Source organism: Mesorhizobium sp. B4-1-3 (assembly GCF_006439355.1).
Taxonomy (GTDB): Bacteria; Pseudomonadota; Alphaproteobacteria; order Rhizobiales; family Rhizobiaceae; genus Mesorhizobium.
In genome coordinates this window covers 257838-276433 of sequence record NZ_VFTG01000004.1, presented here as the reverse complement: position 1 = coordinate 276433, position 18596 = coordinate 257838, and the positions used below count along the sequence as shown (strand labels likewise).

Sequence of the window (18596 nt, the reverse complement as noted above, 5' to 3'; positions counted from 1 at the left end):
TTCAAGCAAAACGTCGTTGCGAGCGAGGGCTTGGAGAAACTCCAGCCTGTGCTTTATGCTTGAATTTCCTACCCGCGCCGTCCGCGCAAACCTCCCGCCGGAGAACCCATGCATAAACGCCGCCTCGGTCGGACCGATCTTCTTGTTTCGCAAATCTGCCTCGGTTCGATGACCTGGGGTCAGCAGAACACCGAGGCCGAAGGCCATGCGCAGATGGATCTGGCGTTCTCGCGCGGCGTGAATTTCATCGACACGGCCGAGCTTTACCCGATCCCGCCCAAGGCGGAGACGCAAGGGCGGACCGAGAGGACCATCGGCAGCTGGATGAAGGCCAACCGCAATCGCGACAAGGTCATCCTCGCCTCGAAGGTCGTCGGCCGCACGGCCAACACATGGTTCCGCGGCGATCGTCCGTCGAAGCTGGTGCGCGGCGATATTTTCGACGCTGTCGAGAAATCGCTGGCCAAGCTCGGCACCGACTATATCGACCTCTATCAGATCCACTGGCCGGACCGGGATATTCCGTGGGGCTCGAATCCGACGCGCGTCGGGGCTGTGGCGCGGCGTGCGGATGCGGCAGGCGCTCCCGGAGACGAGACGCCGATTGCCGAAACCCTCGCCGTCTTCGAAGAGCTGGTGAAGGCCGGCAAGATTCGCCATCTCGGCCTTTCGAACGAAAGCTCCTGGGGTCTCATGCGCTTCGTCTTCGAAGCCGAAAAGGGCATTGGTCCGCGCGTCGCCTCGCTGCAGAACGCCTACAATCTGGTCAACCGCACGTTCGAGGTGAACCTTGCCGAGGTCTGCCAGCGCGAGGAGATCGCGTTACTTCCCTATTCGCCGCTGGCGCAGGGGTACCTGACCGGTAAATACGACCACGGCGCGCGGCCGCAGGGCTCGCGCTCGCAGCTCTTCAACCGCGGCCAGCGCTACGAGACGCCGAATGCGGCGGAAGTGCTGCTCGAATACAATGAGCTGGCGCGCTCCTTCGGCATGGAGCCGGCGCTTTTCGCCAATGCGTATGTGGCGAGCCGGCCCTTCGTGACCGCGAACATCGTCGGCGCAACCACCATCGCGCAGCTCGAGATGGCGCTGTCCTCGGTCGACGTCACCTGGACGGAAGAGATGCAGAAGGCGGTCGACGCCATCCACCAGCGCGTAGGCAATCCGTGCCCTTGAGCGGGAATCGTGGAAAAACAAAAAGGGTGGAGACGATGGCAGATTTTCCGATCGAGGCCGTGCGCGGCAGATTTCCGGCGCTTTCGCTGACCGATAAAGGACGCCGGCGCATCTATCTCGACAATCCCGCCGGCACGCAGGTGCCGCTGACAGTGGCGGACGCGGTGTCGCGCTGCCTGCTCTCGACCAACGCCAATCTGGGCGGGTTCTTCGAGACTACGGTCGCGGCCCAAAAAGCGGTCGACGACGCGCATGCGGCAATGGCCGATTTTCTGAACGCATCGAGCGTTGAGGAGATTGTCATCGGCGCCAACATGACGACGCTGACCTACCACATGTCGCGCACCCTCGGCCGGACGATGAAACCCGGCGATGAGATCATCGTCACGCGCATGGACCATGAGGGCAATGTCTCGCCCTGGCTGCAGCTTGCCGAGGATCTCGGCCTTGTCGTGCGCTTTCTGCCGTTCGACGAGCGGAGCTGGCAGGTGGAGGAGACGGCGCTCAAGGAGCTGCTTTCGGACAAGACGCGCCTCGTCGCGCTGAACTATGCCTCCAACCTCACCGGCTCGATCAACCGGGTGAAGGCGCTGACGGCGATCGCCAGGCAGGCCGGCGCGCTGGTCTATGTCGATGCCGTGCAGTTCGCGCCGCACGGGCTGGTCGACGTGCAGGAGCTCGGCTGCGATTTCCTGATCTGCTCGGCCTATAAATTCTTCGGCCCGCATATGGGCATATTGTGGGGCCGCCGCGACGTGATCGACCGCCTCAAGCCCTACAAATGCCGCTGTTCTTCGAACGTCCTGCCCGAACGGTTCGAGCTTGGCACGCCGCAGATCGAGCTGATGGCGGGGCTGACGGCGGCAATCGACTATTTCGCCGATCTCGGCGCTTCGGCCGGCGAGGGCGGCTCGCGGCGGCAGCGGATCGCCAGGGCGTTCGAGGTGTCGATCGCCTACGAGAACGCGCTGGTCCGGCGACTGATCGACGGCCTGTCCGACATCGAGGGCCTGGTCATCCACGGCATCACCGATCCGGAGCGTCTCGCCGAGCGGGTGCCGACCATTTCCTTCACCGTCGAAGGCATCGCACCGGAAACGATCGTGCGGCAGATGAACGCCGAAAACATCTTCCTGTGGTCAGGCCACAATTATGCGTGGGAGGTCGTCCAGCAGCTCGGCATTCCGGCTGAGCAGGGCGTCGTGCGCATCGGCATTGCGCATTACAATACGGCGGCCGAGATCGAGGAAACGCTTGAAAGCGTGCACCGCGTGATCGCGATGCTACGGCAGCAGCGCTAGTCTTTCTTGCCGCCGAAGCCGGTCAGGAAAGCGGTAAGGTTGTCGCCCAGCGCGTCGCAGAGATAGCCGCCCTCCTGGACGATGACCGTGGGCAGGCCGAGGCCGGCTATCGCTTCGCCGATGCGCGCGAAGCCCGGCGTCGTCACCGACAGGCCGCCGAATGGATCGCCTTCGAAAGCGTCGAGGCCGAGCGCGACGACCAGCGCTTCCGGCGCGAAGGCGCGGATGCGCTGGAAGGCCGCCGCCAGCGCTTCGAGGAAGGCCGCGTCGCCGGATTTGCGCGGCAGCGGCAGGTTGAGATTGTAGCCGAGGCCCGGGCCTTCGCCGCGCTCGTCGGCATGCCCCCAGAAGAACGGGTAGAAGCGTACCGGGTCGGCATGCACCGAGACGGTGAGCACGTCGGGACGGGTATAGAAGATGCCTTGCGTACCGTTGCCGTGGTGCAGGTCGACATCGAGGATGGCGACGCGGGCGGAATTCTTGCGCAGAACCTGCGCCGCGACCGCCGAATTGTTGATGAAGCAGAAGCCGCCGGCGACATCCGCGAAGGCGTGATGGCCTGGCGGGCGGCACAGCGCATAGGCCGACGCCGCGCCGGCCATCACCGCTTCAGCGGCTTCCACCGCGCTCCAGGCGCTCCACAGCGCGCTGTTCCAGGTCTCGGCCGAGATCGGGCAGGCGGTGTCGGCCATGTGATAGCCGGCCTGGCCGACAGCCGAGGCCGGATAGGAGCCGTTGCGGGCGATCGGGTGGATGTTCGGGATCACCTCTGCCGAAGCGCCTTCGATACGCTGCCAGCGCGGAAAAATGTGCTGGAGGAAATCCAGATATTCGGGCGTGTGCACCGCCGAGATCGGTCCAAGTCCATGATTTTTCGGACGTTCGACCGTCAACCCGGCTGATCTTGCGCCGGCTAACAATCTCTCGATCCGCTCCGGCTTTTCCGGATTGGGCTGCGGCGCGCCGCTGGAGAGGAAAGCCTTCGGGTCATGGCGTTTCTGCTCCTCGGCATAGAAGGCTTTCATCGTCACTCCTCCGGCGTGTCGGCAAAGGCGAAGAAGGCATCGCCGACGATCTTCTGCACCTGCTCGTAACTCGACCAGCCGATGCCCAGTTTCTCATAGAAGGCCTTGGCGGTCTCGTTGTCGGTATCGACGGAGAGCCTCAGATAGGCGCCGCCCGCCGCGCGGCACTCTTTCGCGACGCGGCGCAGCAGTTTCTCGCCGACCCGGCGCCCGCGGAAACGATCCTCGACGTAAAGGTCCTGCACATAGACGCCCGGCCGGCCCATCCAGGTCGAGAAGATCGGGAAGTGCAGGCAAAGACCGGCGAATTCGCCGCCGATCTCGGCGATCAGGGTCGAGAAGGCGGGCTTTTCACCGAAGCCGTAGCGGCGGAGGTCGTCGGGCGTCGATTGGATCTCTTCCTGCGCGCCGATGTGGGTGCTGAGACGGAGCAAGGCGGCGTGAATGGCTTCGACATCCTCGATGCGACCGGGGCGGAGCGTAACCGGTGCCGGCATCAAAACACCTTTCTCACCCTTCCACCGGCAGATCGAGTTCCTCCGCCAGCGTCTCCAGCGAATCGCCGATGATGGAAATCATCTCGCCGATCTGCTCGCGCGTGATGATCATCGGCGGCGCCACCATGAAATTGTCGCCGTCGCCGCCGCCCTTGACCTTGCGGCCATAGATTATCAGGCCGCGCGCATAGGCGTGATCGAGCAGGCGCTGCGTCGCCTTGCTGGCCGGGTCGATCGGCTTCAGTGTCTCCGGATCGGCGACCATTTCGGCGCCGGTGAGCAGGCCCTTGCCGCGCACATCCGCGATGAAGGGGAAGCGCTTCTGCAATCCCTTCAACTCCGCCATCAGCACGTCGCCCATGGCGGCGGCGTTGGCGATCAAGTCGAGCCGGTCCATCTCGCCGAGCACGGCAAGGCCGGCGGCGCAGGCAAGCGGATTGCCGGCATAGGTGTGGCCATGCTGGAAGCCGCCCGAGGCCAGCAGCGGCTCGACCAGGCGAATCGGCGCGGCGAGGGCGCCGAGCGGCGCATAGCCCGAGCCCAGCCCCTTCGAAAGTGCTACAATGTCCGGCTTACAGTTCCAATGATCGCCGCCGAGGAATTTGCCTGTCCTGCCGGCGCCGCTCATCACCTCGTCATGGATCAGCAGGATACCATAGCGGTCGCAGATCTCGCGGATGCGCGGATAATAGCTGTCGGGTGCGACAAGCGCAGCCGTTGCCGCACCCCCGATCGGTTCCATGATGAAGGCCAGAACGCTTTCCGGGCCCTCGGACTGGATCTTTTCCTCCAGCATGTCGGCATAGCGGATGCCGCGCTGTTCCATCGAAAGGTTGTCGCGGTCGCGCCAAGCGGTAGGCGCCGGCACGGTCGGCATCACCCGCATCATCGGCGTGAAGCTTTCGGCGAGCGCGTCGTCGCCGGTGATGGAGAGCGAGCCCAGCGTGCCGCCATGATAGGAGGGAAATCGGGTGATCACCTTCCAGCGCTTGGGGTGGCCGGTGGCGACCGCCCATTGGCGAGCGAGTTTGATGCAGGATTCGGTCGCTTCGGACCCGCCGGAAACAAAGAAGATGCGGTCCATGCCTTCAGGCAGCTTGCCGGCCAGGGCGCGCGCCAACTCCTCGGCCGGCTCATTCTCGAAATGCAGCCGGTAGGCGAAGGTGGTCTTGTCCATCTGCCGCTTCATAGCGTCGAGCACGTTGCGGTTGGAATGGCCGATATTGGCGACCATCGGCCCGCTCGAGCCGTCGAGGAAACGGCGGCCGTCCTTCGTCCAGAAATAGATGCCCTCGGCGCGGTCGACGAGAGGCCGGCGCAGGCTCGACAGATAGAACAGATGCGATGGCGGCCGTGCTTCGACATCGGATACGGGCTGCGTTTGCGATTTCGGCATGTCAGGACTTTCCGAGATAGCGGTCGAGGACATTCTTGGTCACGCGTTCGACCATTGGATCCTGCCTTAGCAGGCCGGCGACCCATTCGCAGCTTCCGGCGTGGAAGACCTCGCCCTTGCCGCGCGGGAAATTGACGATCATGCCGTTGCCGCGCTTGACCTTGTCGAGATTGGCGTCGCTCGCCTCGCCGAACAGCGTCTCGGCGGTGAAGCGGCCATCCTCGTCGGTGAGGAACTGGTCCTCGATCGGGATATCGGCGCTTTCCTCGACCTGGCTCGCCATGCCCACCGCCAGCACTTGCAAGCCATCCGGCGCGCCGCTGGTTTCAGTCGGGTATGGCAGGCCGCCACGGATCTCGAAATCGAGGCCGTCGACCTCATAGCCATAGACATGGCTGTCGGCGCCGAGCAGGTCGCCATAATAGATGCCGGTGCCGGCGAAGGCCCAGTGCTCGGGCCGGTAGACCGGGAAGCCGCGCACGCCGCGCGGCGCGCAGCCGCCCCAGCCGGCATAGACGCCCCGCGTTGCATTGAGGCCGAAGGTGGCGCTGCCGGGACGGCCGATCTCGGGCGCCTCCCAGGAGTTGGTGGCGCGGGTGACGTCGCCGCCGCGATAGGCGGGGTCCTCGGCGCGCGCCTTGTATTTGTAGCAGACCTGCCGACGGCCCTCGTCCTCCAGCCTGGTCTGCCACATGAAATTGCCGGCGAAGCGCGCGGCATGTCCGCCGCGCTCGACATAGGCATCGACGGCGTCGCGCATCTCCCAGGTCCAGTATTCGTCATGCCCTACGAAAACGACGCAGTCGTAGCCGTCGAGGATTTCGGGCGAGAAATGCAGTTCGTGCTGGCTGGCCAGATCGATTGCATAGCCGGCGCGCTCGGCGAAGCGGAAGAAATGGCTGTCGTAACTCGCCCAGCCGGAGGAGGCGTATTTCTTGGAATGCCCGGTGGCAAAAGCCCATTCCATGTGCGGATAGCGCGGCACGGTCTTCGGCGGTACGGCGACTTCGAGAGGCACCCGCGGCGCATCCTTGGGCAACACGACGAAGCCGCGGCACCACGGCCGCTGCGTCGAAACCGTGGTGGCATACTGATCGCGGTTCGGGCCGGTGATGCCCTGGTAGTGATTGGACCCGCCCCAGGTGTTGTAGGCGAGCCATGTTCCGGTCGCCGCGACCTGCAGCAGGCGGCCGGGTTTCCTGCCGGGCAGCGGCGCGACGATGAACAGGTGCTGGCACTGTATCGGCTTGCCGTCGCGGCCTGCGGCGACAAGCGTCAGGCGATAGGCGCCCGAGGGCCAATCGGCGCCGATGTGGAATTCGAACGAGGCCTCCCAGCCGCACCCCTCGACCGAGCACTGATCCGGCGTCTCCTGCCAGCGTGCGGCGATGCCGGGTTTCTCGAAGACCTTGGTTTCGATGCCGCCGTCGCGGACGATGGCCATGCTGAATTGCGGGGCCGTCGAGCTGACATGCAGCGCCACCTTCTCGCCGGGGCCGTAGGAGAAGCGATCGGAATAGCACCAGATCTCGCCGCGCTCGCCGTCCATGCCCGGCCATTCGTAATAATGGCCGCGCACCGCCTCACGGCGCTGCTCGGGCGTCAGCCCGAAATCGGGGAATTTGGTGGGCGGTTGCGTCAAGGAACACCTGAGATCACGAGGCCGTCATTGAGACCATCGGCTGGCCAAGCGTCAAATGGAAAGCATCGGGCCAGCAGGGCGCTTGCGCTTGGCGATATCCGGCAAAGGGACTATCTCAGCTTGAGGCGATGTTCCAACGCCGGGAGCCGACATGCTGCGGGTGCAAAAGGTCAAGGTCGACGACATCTACGTGCCGACGGCGCGGCGCAAGACGCTGCATCCCGAAACCGTGCGTCATCTCGCCGAGGACATCCTCGAGAACGGTATGAAGACGCCGATCCAGGTGCGGCACGATGGCAAGCGCCACATCCTGGTCGAGGGGTTGCATCGGCTCGAGGCAGCAAAGTGGCTCGGCGAGACCATGATCGACGCCTATCTCGTGCAGGCCAAGCGCCACTGACTTCTCGTTGCGGTGGGGACGCCTGCCGAGGCGCTTCCACTCTCCCTCGAATTATTTGGCAGGCCATGTCGGCTTGGGCTCTCTCACCGCGTCCTTGAGGCAAAGCAAGCGGAGAGGAGCCTGAAATGTCCAAGACCCTGTTTTTCGCCATCTTTGCTTCGGCCATGGCTCTCATTGCCACGCCGAGCGCACAATCCGAGGAGACCAAATCTGCCATGGCCAGCGAAACCAAAGCTCTCTTGAAGCCGGAAAAATCAGGCCTGCTGCCGATCGACGGCGTGAACTACTATTACGCCGTCTATGGTAAGGGCGAGCCGCTGCTTCTTTTGCATGGCGGCCTGGGTTCGGGCGACATGTTCGCGCCGATCCTGCCGAAATTTGCCGAACATCGCACGGTGATCGCCGTCGACCTGCAGGGGCATGGCCGTACCGCGCTCGGCGAACGGCCTTTCGGCCTTGAGGCGATGGGCGACGACATGGCGGCCACCGTCAAGGCGCTCGGCTACGACAAGGTCGACGTCATGGGCTATTCGCTTGGCGGCGGCGTCGCCTTCCGCATGGCCGTCCAGCATCCGGAAGCGGTGCGTCGGCTGGTCATGGTGTCGACCGGCTACGCCGCCAACGGCTTTTATGACGAGATGCGTCCGCAGCAGGCGCAGGTGAGCGCGGCGGCCGCCGAGTTCATGAAGGACACCCCGATGTATAAATCCTACGTCGCCGTGGCGCCGAAGCCCGAGGATTTCCCAAAACTGCTCGATGCGCTCGGCGCCTTCATGCGCAAGGACTATGATTTCTCGGCCGACGTGCCGAAACTGAAGATGCCCGTCATGCTCGTCTACGGCGACAGCGACATGTACAAGCCCGAGCACGAGATCAAGTTCTACCAGATGCTTGGCGGCGGATTGAAGGACGCCGGCTGGATGCGCGAGCACCTATCGCAGAACCGGCTGGCGATCATCCCCAATCGCACGCATTACGACGTGTTCTTCGCGCCGGAACTGGTCGCCAGCACGCTGCCGTTCCTCGACGGTGTCACCAAGGTCAAGACCTGGGACGAGATCGTCAGCGAATGATCCTGGCCGCTGGCGGCCTGAGGGCAGGCGGCCAGTGGCATCAGTTCAAGCGATCGCGTCCCATCAATGTTTTTTGATTGACCCTGTCATGCCGGCCACTACGGTGCCCGGCATTTCCTCGGGGCAGGTGTTCGGTGATGACCAAGTATGAAGGCGGATGCCTGTGCGGCGCGGTGCGCTACAAGGCCGAAGTCAAACCGGTCAACGAACGGGTCTGCCATTGCCGGATCTGCCAGAGAGCGATCGGCGCTGCCTTCAACGCGCGGCTTCTGTTCCGCATCGACGACGTGACCATCGAAGGGCCGGTCGCGACGATCAATTCCACGCCGGACCTCAAGCGCGGCTTCTGCCCGGCCTGCGGCACGACGCTTTTCTCACGGCGCGACTCCCGGGGCATTCTCGGCGTCACCTCCGGCTCGCTTGACGACCCGTCGCTGTTCAAGCCCGACATGCATTTCTGGACCGCCTCGAAGCAGCCTTGGGTAAAGCTCGACGACGGCCTGCCGCAATATGAAGGCGCGCCGCCGGCCTGAGTCATCGCGACGCAGGCCTGCACAAAATTTCATCTTCGATTCACGACATAGCCGGCAAAGCGTCATTGGCGGGCCATCATTGGCGCCTATCTAAGCCATGCGGGCAGGCATCGAGGAGGCGACGGATGAGCGAGAGCATCAACACCCTGGACGAGCTTTTGAACGACCCGATGATCCAACTCGTGATGGAACGCGACCGGGTGCGTCCGGCCGAGATTCGCCTGCTTCTGGAGAAGGCGCGCGACAGGGCTGGCGATGATTCGCGCATCGACCAGACCTCGGTGCCGCCGGCGCATGTCGTGGCAAGAAGCTGCCTGAAGCAGTGGCTCTATCGCTAAGGCCATCCCACAAAGAATATGTCGGTTTCCCGCCGGGAATTGCGCAAGGACAACAGCCGCCCGTCAGCTCGAATACGCGGGCAAGTAGCTGTAATGATTGCGCAAATAGGCGAGCTTGAAGCCGAGCCGATCATAATTGCGATAGGCCGGCCCGTCGCGGTCGGGGCGCGGCGCCTCGATGTCTGCGACGAACAGTTTCACGCCGGCGGCGATGCCGTCGCGAACCAGCCTTTCGCCGAGCACGGCGTCAAGATCGAAGCTCTGCGCCATGATTCCGGGCACCGGGGCGTCGATGCCGCTCCAGGCCGCGCCGCCTGAGATGAAGAGCGAGCGCACGGCGGCGACCGCGCCCCTGCGTTTCAGCATGTAGTGATGCCAACCCTTGCGGCCGACAAGCGCCGTGAGCCAGGGCGTGGCGGGGAGCCTGTAATTGGCGCCGATGAAGGAAGCCCAATCCGACGCCGTCCTGGGCGTGACCTCCTCGACCAGCAGATCATCGACCGGGATCAGCGGATCGCCCGGAAAAAGCGGTTCGTCCGGCAGCGGCGCGGCGTCGCGATAGATGCGCTCCCAGCCGCCCTGATGCTGCAGGCCGCGCGCCTCCAGCCAGCACCGCAGTCGCGCCGGTTCGGCGTGTGGGTTGGTATAGAACCACGGCCGCATGACGCCGGCATCACGGTAGCGCTGGAGCAGCGCATCGACCTGTTCTTCCGTCGCCGGACCATCGACGCCGATATTCTTCACACAGTTGAAATGGATGAACGGGATCGTCGTGCAGGTGGTCCAGACCAGATCGCCGTCGCTGGCTATCGACACCCCATGCCGCGTCGCGAAGTCGGCGGGCGCCGCTTCGTAGAGGTCGAGCCAGGCAGCCACTTCGGTGCGCTCCATGGCGCGGCTGAAATCGCGCGACACCTCCTCGATCGCAATTTCCGCAGCATGCGTTTCCGGTGGGATGATTGGCTGCAGTTCCCAGAGGGCGGCGGTCGACATTAAAATCCTCCTCCAATTACCTTACAGTGTAAGATTAGTGGATGATAATATGCTGCCGGGCGTTGTCAAGCAGGATTAGCGGCACCTTACAAATCCGTGAGTTGGAATCACGCTATCGTGAGGCTAAGCCTGTCCTCCAGGGCTTTTCGAATGACGATTCACTTTTGCCCCGGGGCAGGGCCGGGGCGCTGGGAAAAGGATTGAGATGACCGACGTCTGCACTCAAGGTTTGGATACCGGCTTTGTCGGTCTGGGTTATGCCAAGGTGGCGTTTCTGGGCATCGTGCAAGGCATCACCGAATTGCTGCCGATCTCGTCGACCGCGCATATGCGCATCGTGCCGGCCGTGCTCGGCTGGCAGGATCCCGGCTCGGCCTTTTCCGCCGCCATGCAATTGGCTGCCTTGGCGGCGGTGGTCAGCTATTTCTGGAGCGATGTCAGGGACGTGCTGTTCGGATCGCTTGCCGCGATCTCGCGCCGCGATTTCCGCGACCGCTATTTCCGCCTTGCGATCAGCATCGTGCTTGCCACCGTCCCGATCGTCATTGCCGGCCTTGCGCTCTCGGGCGTGCTCAACGCCTGCAATTCGCCGCTGCGCGGGCTCGCCGTCATTGGCTGGGCCTGCATCGCCATGGCGATCCTCCTGGCGCTCGCCGAGATCTTCGCCAGCCACAAGCTCATGCTGCGCCAGGCCTCGATCCTCGACGCGCTGCTGGTGGGCGTCGCCCAAGTCGGCGCGCTCATTCCCGGCGTCTCGCGCTCGGGCTCGACGCTGACGGCGGCGATGGGGCTGGGCTTCGCCCGGCCGGAGGCGGCGCGCCTGTCCTTCCTGCTCGGCTTGCCGGCCATCGCGCTCGCCGGCCTCAAGGAGCTCTATGAGCTGCACAAGGTGCATCTCGACGCGCATGGCTGGTCGATCCTGGCCGTCGGCCTTGTCGTCGCCTCGATCTCGGCCTTCTTCGCCATATGGGGGCTGATGCGGATTCTCGAGCGCTTTTCCGCCTGGCCTTTCGTCATCTATCGAGGCCTGCTCGGCGTGGTGCTGTTGCTGGGCCTGGCACTAGGATGGCTCTCCTAGCAGGTCCGGCGCTGCTGGCGGTTCACGCAAAAGGCGTGCGCCGCCTTGCAGGATTTCTCTCGTGCCTGGTTCTTGTCATGCCGGCGGCCGAAGCCAATGGGCTTGGCCGCCAATGGCAAGCCGGTCAGTATTCTTTCTCGGACGAACGCGGCGGCTTTCTGATCCGATCGGTCTCAGGCACGGGAACGAGATCCGATCCGGTTATCCTCGGCGAGGAAATGGAAACGGCCGACCCCGTCATTCTGACGATCAGGGCACGGCAGCCAACAGCCAATTTCACCGAGGGAATTCTCTATTTGCGGATCGTGGCGCTCAACGGCAGCGGGCATCCGTGGGTGGACTTCATGTTCGAGCTTCAGTCGATAATGAACCAGCCGAGCGTGTTCGGCGACGGCCTGTCCTTCGATCAGACCCATACCCCGTCCGACTTCATCTCATCCGACAGCTTCGCCCGATACGATCGCCAGCTTGAGCCTTTCGATCGCCTTCGGTTTCTCGAGGGCCACGTGGACACACATCGTCAGGCGAGCTTCGACTTCCTCATCACCGATTTCAATCCGAAGAGCATCTTCTATCTGCTGCAGGACCCGGGTATTCCAGCCTCATGACGATCTCACCCGGAAGGGCGGAATTGCCGGAAGAGGCGAGTTGCCCGTTCGCCTCATAGGGCCGTTCAGCTATTGGTATGCTCATGGATCTTTCGACGTTGCTGCACGCCGTGCCCTTGCTGGTGATGCTGGTGAAATCGGCGGTGCCCGCGGCCGTCGGCGCCGGCATGGGCCTTGGCCAATGGCTGGTGGCCTTGCCGCCCTGTCGCAACCAGACTTTCGAGAGCGCGTCCTATCTGGTCTGCGAGGCCGATCCGAAGCATTTCTCCATCGAGCTGTTCTGGAAGAACGAGGACGGCGACTTCTACCGGTCGCTGCACAATCTGCGCAGCGCGCAGCAGGCGGCAGGGCGCACCATGCTGTTCGGTATCAATGCCGGCATGTATCATCCGAACCTCATGCCGGTCGGGCTGTATGTCGAGCGCGGTGAGCAGGTCACGCCGGCGAAGACCGGATCGGGATCCGGCAATTTCTCCATGCAGCCCAACGGCATCTTCTATCTCAGCGCCGGCAAGGCCGGGGTTCGTGCGACCAAGGACTATCTCAAGCGTCCGCCGCGCGTCGATTATGCGACGCAGTCCGGGCCGATGCTGGTCATCGACGGCAAGCTCCATCCGAAATTCCGTTACGACAGTACCTCGCGCAAGATCCGCGACGGCGTCGGCGTGCGTCCCGATGGCGTCGCCGTCTTCGCGATCTCGGACGACGTCGTGACCTTCCACGAGTTTGCGCGCCTGTTCCGCGATCAGCTCGGCTGCCCGAACGCGCTCTTCCTCGACGGCTCGATCTCCAGCCTTTATGCGCCAGGGATCGGCCGCAACGACGATTTCTGGAATCTCGGGCCGATGATCGGCGTGTTCAGGCGTTGATCGAAGCGCTGTTTGCGTTGTGCTTCTGGCTTAACTGGACGCGTCCTGGATCGCAGACAGCAGCCATGGCTCTCCGGCCTGGCGGGTGAAGGTCCACAGCTCCGTGGCTTCGACCGGATTGTTGGGATCGCCCTTCTCGACGGCACCAGTCTGTCGGTTCCGCATGATGTCGATCGCCGACCAGCGCATCGCCACGGTCGCGTAGTCGCGCGAGCCTTCCCGCCACGCCTCGGCGACTTCGCCCTTCAGCAACCGAAGATTTGTCACCTCGTTCTTGAGGCCATGAGTCGCGTTCTCCGCCAGCTCCTCCGAAAGGTAGGAAACCATTTCGGGGGTCGTCAGCCGGCGCAATCCCTGATGATCCTCGCGGGTGAAGGCAGCCTGCACGTCGCCGAGGATTCGTTCGAACGCGTCGCGATCGGCATCCGTGATGCCAATTTCATCCGCGCCGGATGCGTCAGTGGAGCCGAAGCTCGCGGCGTTGGACGAATAGCTGGGCGGCGCGCCGCCCCAGCCTTGCCGTCCGAACGGAACGCCGGCGCTTCGCATGTTGGCCGGAGCGGCATTGTCGCGATTGAGGAAGCGCATCGCCAGCATCACGAGCCCGCCGATCAAGAGCAGTTGGAAGATGAAGCTCAGCCCGCCGCCTATGCCGCCGAAACCATGGCCCAGCATCATGCCGAACAGGCCCTGGAAGAACAGTCCTCCCACCAGCCCGCCGACAAAGCCGCCGCCGAAACCACGCCAGAAACCGGGGCGAGCGGAGCCGGGAAACGACTGTGACGATGGGGTGGACTGGGTGGCCTGCGGCGTCATCGAGCGCGTGACGGGCGCCGTGTAAGGGGCCGTCCTGGTCGGCGCGGGAGCCTGGTAGGTGCGGCTGCCGCGGCTGCCGAAGCTGCCGCCCATGCGCGCTTCGGCGGGGCCGATGGCGAGGGTCCCGAGCGCCATCAGCAGGATCATGAAGATCGACGCGACTTTGATCGTTCGTGACTTCGACATTAAGCACAATCCCTGGGTACGTGAGCGTTTCACTTTGCGCGAGCCCCGTATATGGGGTGCCAAGCGAGCCAGGTTTAGCCCCTGCTTCAATGCGTCCGCCGAGCCGGCGACAATCGTCCTGATCCTAAGCTCGCTCGCGGCTGCGCCTTCATGAGCCCCGGAAGTGTCAAGCGCGGCGAAGTCAGGCGAGGGCAGGTGCCTCGCCGAATTCGCGCGGGGAGAGGTGACGGGGACACACCCCGAATCGGTCACCACCGTTGCGCCAAAGGTAAATTTTGATTCAAACTTTGTTGGTAATTTCTCATTAGGAATGGGGCTTCCGGCGGCGTTGTTCCTGCCTTCGGTCTGTTTTGTCTTGCGTACAGGTCAAAGATGCGGATTTTTGGCGTCGTCAGTTTCGTGCTCGCAGCGCTTTGCCTTGCCGGCTGCTCGTCCACGTCGGGCGTCGATGCCTTGCAGATGCCGTCCAACGAGACGACCAGTTCGGTCGTGCGGCCGAGCGCGCCGGTGTCGAAGGGCGTGAAGACCGCCACAAGGGAAAAAACCGTCGAGACCGCGTCGATGTCGGGCATGGCAGGCATCAAGCCGCCGGCGCCGCTGCTTGACGAAGGCAATGGAAGTCCCGGCGACGAGAGCTCGCGCCCCTTCGGGCTCGCCAAGGAGGAGACGGTGAACTTCCCGGCGGCCGATCTGCCGGACAGCGTCGAGCCGCCGGTGCAGGAGGCAGCACTCGTCTCGCCGCCGAAGCGGCTGTCGCGCGCCGCGCCCGCCATGCTTGCCAGCCCGGTCACGCGCTATGCCTTCCGCGACGCCAAGCCGATCAATTTCGGCCGCTCTTCGCCGCGCCACCTGGCCGTGCACGGCGTCGACGTCTCGCGCTGGCAGGGCAACATCAACTGGGAAAAGCTGCGCGCTCAGGGCGCCAACTTCGCCTACATCAAGGCGACCGACGGCGGCGATCATCTCGACCCGATGTTCATGAAGAACTGGCGCAACGCCGATGGCGCCGGGCTGAAGCGCGGCGCCTATCATTTCTTCTACTGGTGCCGCACCGCCGGCGAGCAGGCCGACTGGTTCATCCGCAACGTACCCAAGATCGACGGTGCGCTGCCGCCGGTCATCGACGTCGAGTGGAACGGGGATTCCTCCTGCAAGCGGCGGCCTTCGCGCGAGAAGGTGCTGGAAAAGATGCAGGTCTTCATGGATAAGCTGGAGCGCCATTACGGCCAGCGGCCCATCATTTACACCAGCCCCGATTTCTACCGCGACAACCTGCGCGGCGCCTTCCAGGATTACCCGTTCTGGCTGCGCGCGGTGGCGGCGCATCCGTCAAAGGTCTATCCGGGCCGCAAATGGCTGTTCTGGCAGTATTCCGGTTCCGGCCTGTCGCATGGCGTGAGCGGCCGCATCGACCTCAACGTCTTCCACGGCGACGAGCGCCAATGGCGCGCCTGGCTGGGCGGCGGCGGGCAGATGATGGCCGACGCGGATTGAGGCGCATCTTCCTTCTCCCCTTGTGGGAGAAGGTGGCCGCGAAGCGGCCGGATGAGGGGTGCTCCAGCTTGGCGGAAACCTTTGCCGGCTTGGGGCGCTGCAGCAAGATCGCCTGCCCCTCACTCCGCTGGAACACCCCTCATCCGTTTCGGCGCTATCGCGCCGATCCACCTTCTCCCACAAGGGGAGAAGGAGAGGGCGCCGGCGCGCCCACGCACGGCCGATCGGTCGATGGCAATTTCTTTATTTTTCTAACCAGGCGCTCACCCTGTCTTTTAGCGGCGCGGCAACGACCTTCCGGTAACGTGTCCGTGATCGCATTTGGAGGGATTCGATGCGCAATCCTGTCATGGCAGTCGTTTTCGCCGCTGCTCTCGGCTACGGGTTTCTCAACACGCACTGGCACGTGCCGAGCAATAAGCCCGTTGCGATTCCGGAGGCGGCGCCCGGCGCCTCGCCCACGGCGCCGCGCCCGATCAAGGTCGTCGCCTATTCCACCGCCGACCAGGCGATGCAAGGCGCCAAGGCCAAGGGCCATGCGACGCTGGCGCGTTTCCACCAGCTGATGGACGCCGGCATGCCAGACACCTACACCGTGAAGTTTCCGCTGACGCAGAACGGCGCCACCGAGCATATCTGGCTGCAGCTTGTCGGTTATAGCGACGGTCATTTCGTCGCCTGCTCGCCGACGAACCGGTCAACGGCAACCAGTACAAGATGGGCGACCGCATGAGCGTTGCCGAAGCCGATGTCGAGGACTGGATGATCCGCGACGGCCGCGACATCTATGGCGGCTACACGGTGCGCCAGGCGCTGGCCGACATGCCGAAGGAGAAAGCGGCAAAGTACGGGATCACGTTCAAGGATTGAGCGGGCTTTCAGAGGACGAGGGGCGAAAGGCGGCCCTACGCGTTCGTCATTCTCGGGCTTGACCCGAGAATCCATACCGTGACCTTTATCGCGGCGCGCAACGGTGCAGAATTCTGAATCCGCTGCAAGGCCTCGATTTAACGGCATGGATTCCAGGGTCTGCGCGCGTCGCTTCGCTCCTTGCTCCGCCCTGGAATGACGAAGTCGCGCAGGCGATCGGTCCTCACCCCTCGTTGATCATCGCCCCTATGTTGTAACCATCGGGATCGAGCACAAAGCAGGCGTAGTAATTTTCCGCATAGCCCGGACGCGGCCCCGGCGCGCCGTTGTCCGCGGCGCCCGCCTCGAGCGCCGCGCGGTAGAACGCATCGACTTCTGCCTTGCTTTTCACCGGAAGGCGACATGCAGATGGGTGAGCGGCGGTGTCTGGCCCGTGCTCTGGATCTCGAACAGGCAGCCATTGCCGACATCAAAGGCCCAAAAAGATGCCGTCCTTGCCGAAGGCGAGGCTGTAGCCCGAGGGCGCAAAGGCCTGTTCGCAGAATAGCTTGCTCCTGGTGAGGTCGCTGACTTCGATCGTGATGTGGTCGAGCATTCGTATCTGTGGGTTTGGGCTTTCCGTGCGAACGTTGGACAAGAGCAGGCACGCACCTCGTCTGAATGCGATGTTCGGATGCAATTATCTCCTCCGAACTTCGTTCTATTTTGTCTACCTACGTCGATTGCGAGATGGGGTGACTAAGAAAGCCCCCAGTAGTAGCTTCATCATTAGGCTTCTCGCCAAATAAGGGCGGCACCCGAATCCGACTTAACCCCAAGAGCAATAAAACAACACATCCTGTATCAGTTACAGAAGACAACTCAAAACTGCCAGAAATGCCACTGTCATGGAAGACAAGTTTGTTTGCCGCCGAAGACGGCATCGGACCACTAGCCTCCTTGTATGATGCCGGGGACGCTTTAGTAGCCGTAGCTAAGATGGAAGAAAGAGAAATAACAATTCTCGGAAGCGGGGTGATGGTCGGTCCGGGGCTTCTCCTTACCGCAACTCATGTAATTGAGGAGTGCATGGCTGTCGGTGCTATATCTCCCGTTTTTTTGACTTTTCTGCCAGGCGCGGCGCGGGCATGGCTCCCACAAGAGATCGTGGCGAGCTCAGTCGTGAGCAAATTTGATGAGACTCGGGATGTCATATCGGACCTATCCTTGATTAGCTGCACATTAAATTCTGCTGCCTACGAAACGTCTCCCCTGATGCTAGCCCCAATGCAAATAGCATTGCCGCTTGTTGGCCAACGTCTTTGGGCACTTGGATTTAGGCATCAGAGAATTGAAGACGGCACTGCTCTCGTGAGCCTGATGGTATCGTTGGGGTTGGTGACGGCAGTTTTCCCTTGCGGGCGGGGTGAACGGATGATTTCTCCTTGTTGTGAAGTAGAGATGGATGTGCTTGGAGGGATGAGCGGCGGTCCCGTTCTCAATTCCGACGGGCTTTTAGTTGGAATCGTATCCTCCTCCTTTGATGGAAGACCTTCCTACATAACTTTGATTTGGGATGCTTTCCAGCTTAACTTAAAGGGAACTGTACCGAAGCTTGCCCGCCATGGGAAAACAAGTCTCCTACACGCCAGGGCGATGGGGCTCGTGAAGGTCAAGGGGCAAGTTAGCCGAAATCCCTGGGGAGATGTGAAGTTTGTGCTGTCAGACGCAGAATTAAGGCTTTTAGCTCGCTCTACCCCTCTCTCCGCAAGGGACAGGAAGGCTTGGCCTGAGGAGAATGAACTCAAAGCTTTCGTTGGCAAATGGGGCGCCCATATGGAGGCAATCGCCGGTGAGTCGACGATTGCCGCTCTTGAAAAACTATCATCGCGAGAAATGAGAAAATTCTTGCGATCGACGAATGTCCCTTGGCGGTGTTTACGGGGTTTTGCGAGTTTCTCGGTGCTAGACTTTGGCGGCATCCAAGATCTTGAGATAATACGGATGGAGCATACAGTTGATCAAATTTCAATTGAATTGTCCTATGAGTTGGCAGGTTTCCTTTGGACGATAAGAATTCCACAAAGTAAATACCAAGGTAGCGAAAGCATAGGAGGATTTGTTTTTCTGGAGATGCAGGACGACATTGTGGTCATCGAAGTCATGCAGAAGGGCTACTTCAAAGCAAGAATAGAATTCGATCAAACCACAGGCCAATTTTCGAACTTTTCAATTCTCTCGGTCGCTCTAGAGCGTCCTCGCTCGCAGCGTATGCCCTCTGTTATATGCCAGGAATTGATAGCCCAGCTTCGAGGATGACGT

General features: G+C 62.5%; 19 protein-coding genes and 1 pseudogene. 13 read left to right on the top strand and 7 right to left on the bottom strand.

Translation table 11 applies throughout. From position 1 onward, the window contains the following. The first annotated feature begins 108 nt into the window (after positions 1–108). Both FJW06_RS08145 and FJW06_RS08140 read left to right on the top strand, forming a co-directional pair. Entirely contained in the window at positions 109–1176 is a 1068-nt protein-coding gene (locus FJW06_RS08145) for an aldo/keto reductase (protein ID WP_140750421.1), read from the top strand. A 35-nt stretch (positions 1177–1211) separates the two neighbouring features. Next, positions 1212–2477: a cysteine desulfurase-like protein gene (locus FJW06_RS08140; RefSeq protein ID WP_140750419.1), complete on the top strand. Its 1266-nt coding sequence runs from the start codon at positions 1212–1214 to the stop codon at positions 2475–2477. On the opposite strand, the gene FJW06_RS08135 is transcribed toward FJW06_RS08140, so the two are convergent. Genes FJW06_RS08135 through FJW06_RS08120 form a run of 4 tightly spaced genes read right to left on the bottom strand, consistent with a single transcriptional unit; the run spans position 2474 to position 7037 of the window. Continuing rightward, positions 2474–3502: a histone deacetylase family protein gene (locus FJW06_RS08135; protein WP_140750417.1), complete on the bottom strand. Its 1029-nt coding sequence runs from the start codon at positions 3500–3502 to the stop codon at positions 2474–2476. The two genes, FJW06_RS08140 and FJW06_RS08135, sit on opposite strands and share 4 nt — an antisense overlap. Before the next feature lie 2 nt (positions 3503–3504). Then, positions 3505–3999, bottom strand: coding sequence for a GNAT family N-acetyltransferase (locus FJW06_RS08130; protein WP_140750415.1), 495 nt, complete (start codon positions 3997–3999; stop codon positions 3505–3507). Between the two features lie 13 nt (positions 4000–4012). Next, entirely contained in the window at positions 4013–5395 is a 1383-nt protein-coding gene (locus FJW06_RS08125; protein WP_140750413.1) for an aspartate aminotransferase family protein, read from the bottom strand. Position 5396: 1 nt separating this feature from the next. Then, a complete protein-coding gene (locus tag FJW06_RS08120) occupies positions 5397–7037 on the bottom strand; it encodes a N,N-dimethylformamidase beta subunit family domain-containing protein (RefSeq protein WP_140750411.1) in 1641 nt (546 codons plus the stop codon). A gap of 151 nt (positions 7038–7188) precedes the next feature. Between FJW06_RS08120 and FJW06_RS08115 the strand changes: the two genes are divergently transcribed. The 4 genes from FJW06_RS08115 to FJW06_RS08100 all read left to right on the top strand — a co-directional run bounded on the left by FJW06_RS08115 (position 7189) and on the right by FJW06_RS08100 (position 9381). Continuing rightward, positions 7189–7437 (top strand): ParB N-terminal domain-containing protein, encoded by a 249-nt coding sequence (locus FJW06_RS08115; RefSeq protein ID WP_042644583.1) that lies wholly within the window; start codon positions 7189–7191, stop codon positions 7435–7437. A 125-nt stretch (positions 7438–7562) separates the two neighbouring features. Continuing rightward, entirely contained in the window at positions 7563–8510 is a 948-nt protein-coding gene (locus tag FJW06_RS08110) for an alpha/beta hydrolase (RefSeq protein ID WP_140750410.1), read from the top strand. 137 nt (positions 8511–8647) lie between these two features. Further along, positions 8648–9043, top strand: a complete 396-nt coding sequence (locus tag FJW06_RS08105; RefSeq protein ID WP_140750408.1) for a GFA family protein — start codon at positions 8648–8650, stop codon at positions 9041–9043. A 125-nt stretch (positions 9044–9168) separates the two neighbouring features. Further along, entirely contained in the window at positions 9169–9381 is a 213-nt protein-coding gene (locus FJW06_RS08100) for a hypothetical protein (protein ID WP_140750406.1), read from the top strand. Between the two features lie 63 nt (positions 9382–9444). Here FJW06_RS08100 and FJW06_RS08095 read toward each other — a convergent pair whose 3' ends face one another. Beyond that, positions 9445–10374, bottom strand: coding sequence for a hypothetical protein (locus FJW06_RS08095; protein WP_140750404.1), 930 nt, complete (start codon positions 10372–10374; stop codon positions 9445–9447). Positions 10375–10579: 205 nt separating this feature from the next. Between FJW06_RS08095 and FJW06_RS08090 the strand changes: the two genes are divergently transcribed. The 3 genes from FJW06_RS08090 to FJW06_RS08080 all read left to right on the top strand — a co-directional run bounded on the left by FJW06_RS08090 (position 10580) and on the right by FJW06_RS08080 (position 12929). Then, positions 10580–11452, top strand: coding sequence for an undecaprenyl-diphosphate phosphatase (locus tag FJW06_RS08090; protein WP_140750402.1), 873 nt, complete (start codon positions 10580–10582; stop codon positions 11450–11452). A gap of 77 nt (positions 11453–11529) precedes the next feature. Beyond that, positions 11530–12060 carry a hypothetical protein gene (locus tag FJW06_RS08085; RefSeq protein ID WP_140750400.1) on the top strand — a complete coding sequence of 177 codons (531 nt, stop codon included), beginning with the start codon at positions 11530–11532 and terminating at the stop codon, positions 12058–12060. 83 nt (positions 12061–12143) lie between these two features. Then, positions 12144–12929, top strand: a complete 786-nt coding sequence (locus tag FJW06_RS08080) for a phosphodiester glycosidase family protein (RefSeq protein WP_140750398.1) — start codon at positions 12144–12146, stop codon at positions 12927–12929. Between the two features lie 30 nt (positions 12930–12959). Here the strand turns inward: FJW06_RS08080 and FJW06_RS08075 are convergent, their stop codons facing one another. Further along, the gene (locus FJW06_RS08075) at positions 12960–13931 is read right to left on the bottom strand and encodes a Tim44 domain-containing protein (protein WP_140750396.1); all 972 of its coding nucleotides are present in this window, start codon (positions 13929–13931) and stop codon (positions 12960–12962) included. A 372-nt stretch (positions 13932–14303) separates the two neighbouring features. On the opposite strand from FJW06_RS08075, the gene FJW06_RS08070 reads away from it, so the two are divergent. The 3 genes from FJW06_RS08070 (at position 14304) to FJW06_RS08060 (ending at position 16295) form a co-directional block, all read left to right on the top strand. Continuing rightward, on the top strand, positions 14304–15425 hold the full coding sequence (locus FJW06_RS08070; RefSeq protein ID WP_140750394.1) for a GH25 family lysozyme: 1122 nt from the start codon (positions 14304–14306) through the stop codon (positions 15423–15425). A gap of 334 nt (positions 15426–15759) precedes the next feature. Continuing rightward, entirely contained in the window at positions 15760–16158 is a 399-nt protein-coding gene (locus FJW06_RS08065) for a hypothetical protein (protein ID WP_140750392.1), read from the top strand. Continuing rightward, positions 16155–16295, top strand: a complete 141-nt coding sequence (locus FJW06_RS08060; RefSeq protein WP_246674556.1) for a DUF2314 domain-containing protein — start codon at positions 16155–16157, stop codon at positions 16293–16295. The genes FJW06_RS08065 and FJW06_RS08060 overlap by 4 nt, the downstream gene beginning before the upstream one ends. A gap of 223 nt (positions 16296–16518) precedes the next feature. Here the strand turns inward: FJW06_RS08060 and FJW06_RS08055 are convergent. Then, positions 16519–16890: pseudogene (locus FJW06_RS08055) on the bottom strand (VOC family protein). A gap of 305 nt (positions 16891–17195) precedes the next feature. Here FJW06_RS08055 and FJW06_RS08050 point away from each other — a divergent pair. Next, positions 17196–18593 carry a serine protease gene (locus FJW06_RS08050; RefSeq protein WP_210238953.1) on the top strand — a complete coding sequence of 466 codons (1398 nt, stop codon included), beginning with the start codon at positions 17196–17198 and terminating at the stop codon, positions 18591–18593. Positions 18594–18596: the final 3 nt, after the last annotated feature.

What these genes read in the sequence shown, in the direction of transcription:
- FJW06_RS08145 (WP_140750421.1), top strand. Translation starts at nt 109, where the DNA reads ATGCATAAACGCCGCCTCGGTCGGACCGATCTTCTTGTTTCGCAAATC.
- FJW06_RS08140 (WP_140750419.1), top strand. Translation starts at nt 1,212, where the DNA reads ATGGCAGATTTTCCGATCGAGGCCGTGCGCGGCAGATTTCCGGCGCTT.
- FJW06_RS08135 (WP_140750417.1), bottom strand. Translation starts at nt 3,502, where the DNA reads ATGAAAGCCTTCTATGCCGAGGAGCAGAAACGCCATGACCCGAAGGCT.
- FJW06_RS08130 (WP_140750415.1), bottom strand. Translation starts at nt 3,999, where the DNA reads ATGCCGGCACCGGTTACGCTCCGCCCCGGTCGCATCGAGGATGTCGAA.
- FJW06_RS08125 (WP_140750413.1), bottom strand. Translation starts at nt 5,395, where the DNA reads ATGCCGAAATCGCAAACGCAGCCCGTATCCGATGTCGAAGCACGGCCG.
- FJW06_RS08115 (WP_042644583.1), top strand. Translation starts at nt 7,189, where the DNA reads ATGCTGCGGGTGCAAAAGGTCAAGGTCGACGACATCTACGTGCCGACG.
- FJW06_RS08110 (WP_140750410.1), top strand. Translation starts at nt 7,563, where the DNA reads ATGTCCAAGACCCTGTTTTTCGCCATCTTTGCTTCGGCCATGGCTCTC.
- FJW06_RS08105 (WP_140750408.1), top strand. Translation starts at nt 8,648, where the DNA reads ATGACCAAGTATGAAGGCGGATGCCTGTGCGGCGCGGTGCGCTACAAG.
- FJW06_RS08100 (WP_140750406.1), top strand. Translation starts at nt 9,169, where the DNA reads ATGAGCGAGAGCATCAACACCCTGGACGAGCTTTTGAACGACCCGATG.
- FJW06_RS08095 (WP_140750404.1), bottom strand. Translation starts at nt 10,374, where the DNA reads ATGTCGACCGCCGCCCTCTGGGAACTGCAGCCAATCATCCCACCGGAA.
- FJW06_RS08090 (WP_140750402.1), top strand. Translation starts at nt 10,580, where the DNA reads ATGACCGACGTCTGCACTCAAGGTTTGGATACCGGCTTTGTCGGTCTG.
- FJW06_RS08085 (WP_140750400.1), top strand. Translation starts at nt 11,530, where the DNA reads ATGCCGGCGGCCGAAGCCAATGGGCTTGGCCGCCAATGGCAAGCCGGT.
- FJW06_RS08080 (WP_140750398.1), top strand. Translation starts at nt 12,144, where the DNA reads ATGGATCTTTCGACGTTGCTGCACGCCGTGCCCTTGCTGGTGATGCTG.
- FJW06_RS08075 (WP_140750396.1), bottom strand. Translation starts at nt 13,931, where the DNA reads ATGTCGAAGTCACGAACGATCAAAGTCGCGTCGATCTTCATGATCCTG.
- FJW06_RS08070 (WP_140750394.1), top strand. Translation starts at nt 14,304, where the DNA reads ATGCGGATTTTTGGCGTCGTCAGTTTCGTGCTCGCAGCGCTTTGCCTT.
- FJW06_RS08065 (WP_140750392.1), top strand. Translation starts at nt 15,760, where the DNA reads ATGCGCAATCCTGTCATGGCAGTCGTTTTCGCCGCTGCTCTCGGCTAC.
- FJW06_RS08060 (WP_246674556.1), top strand. Translation starts at nt 16,155, where the DNA reads ATGAGCGTTGCCGAAGCCGATGTCGAGGACTGGATGATCCGCGACGGC.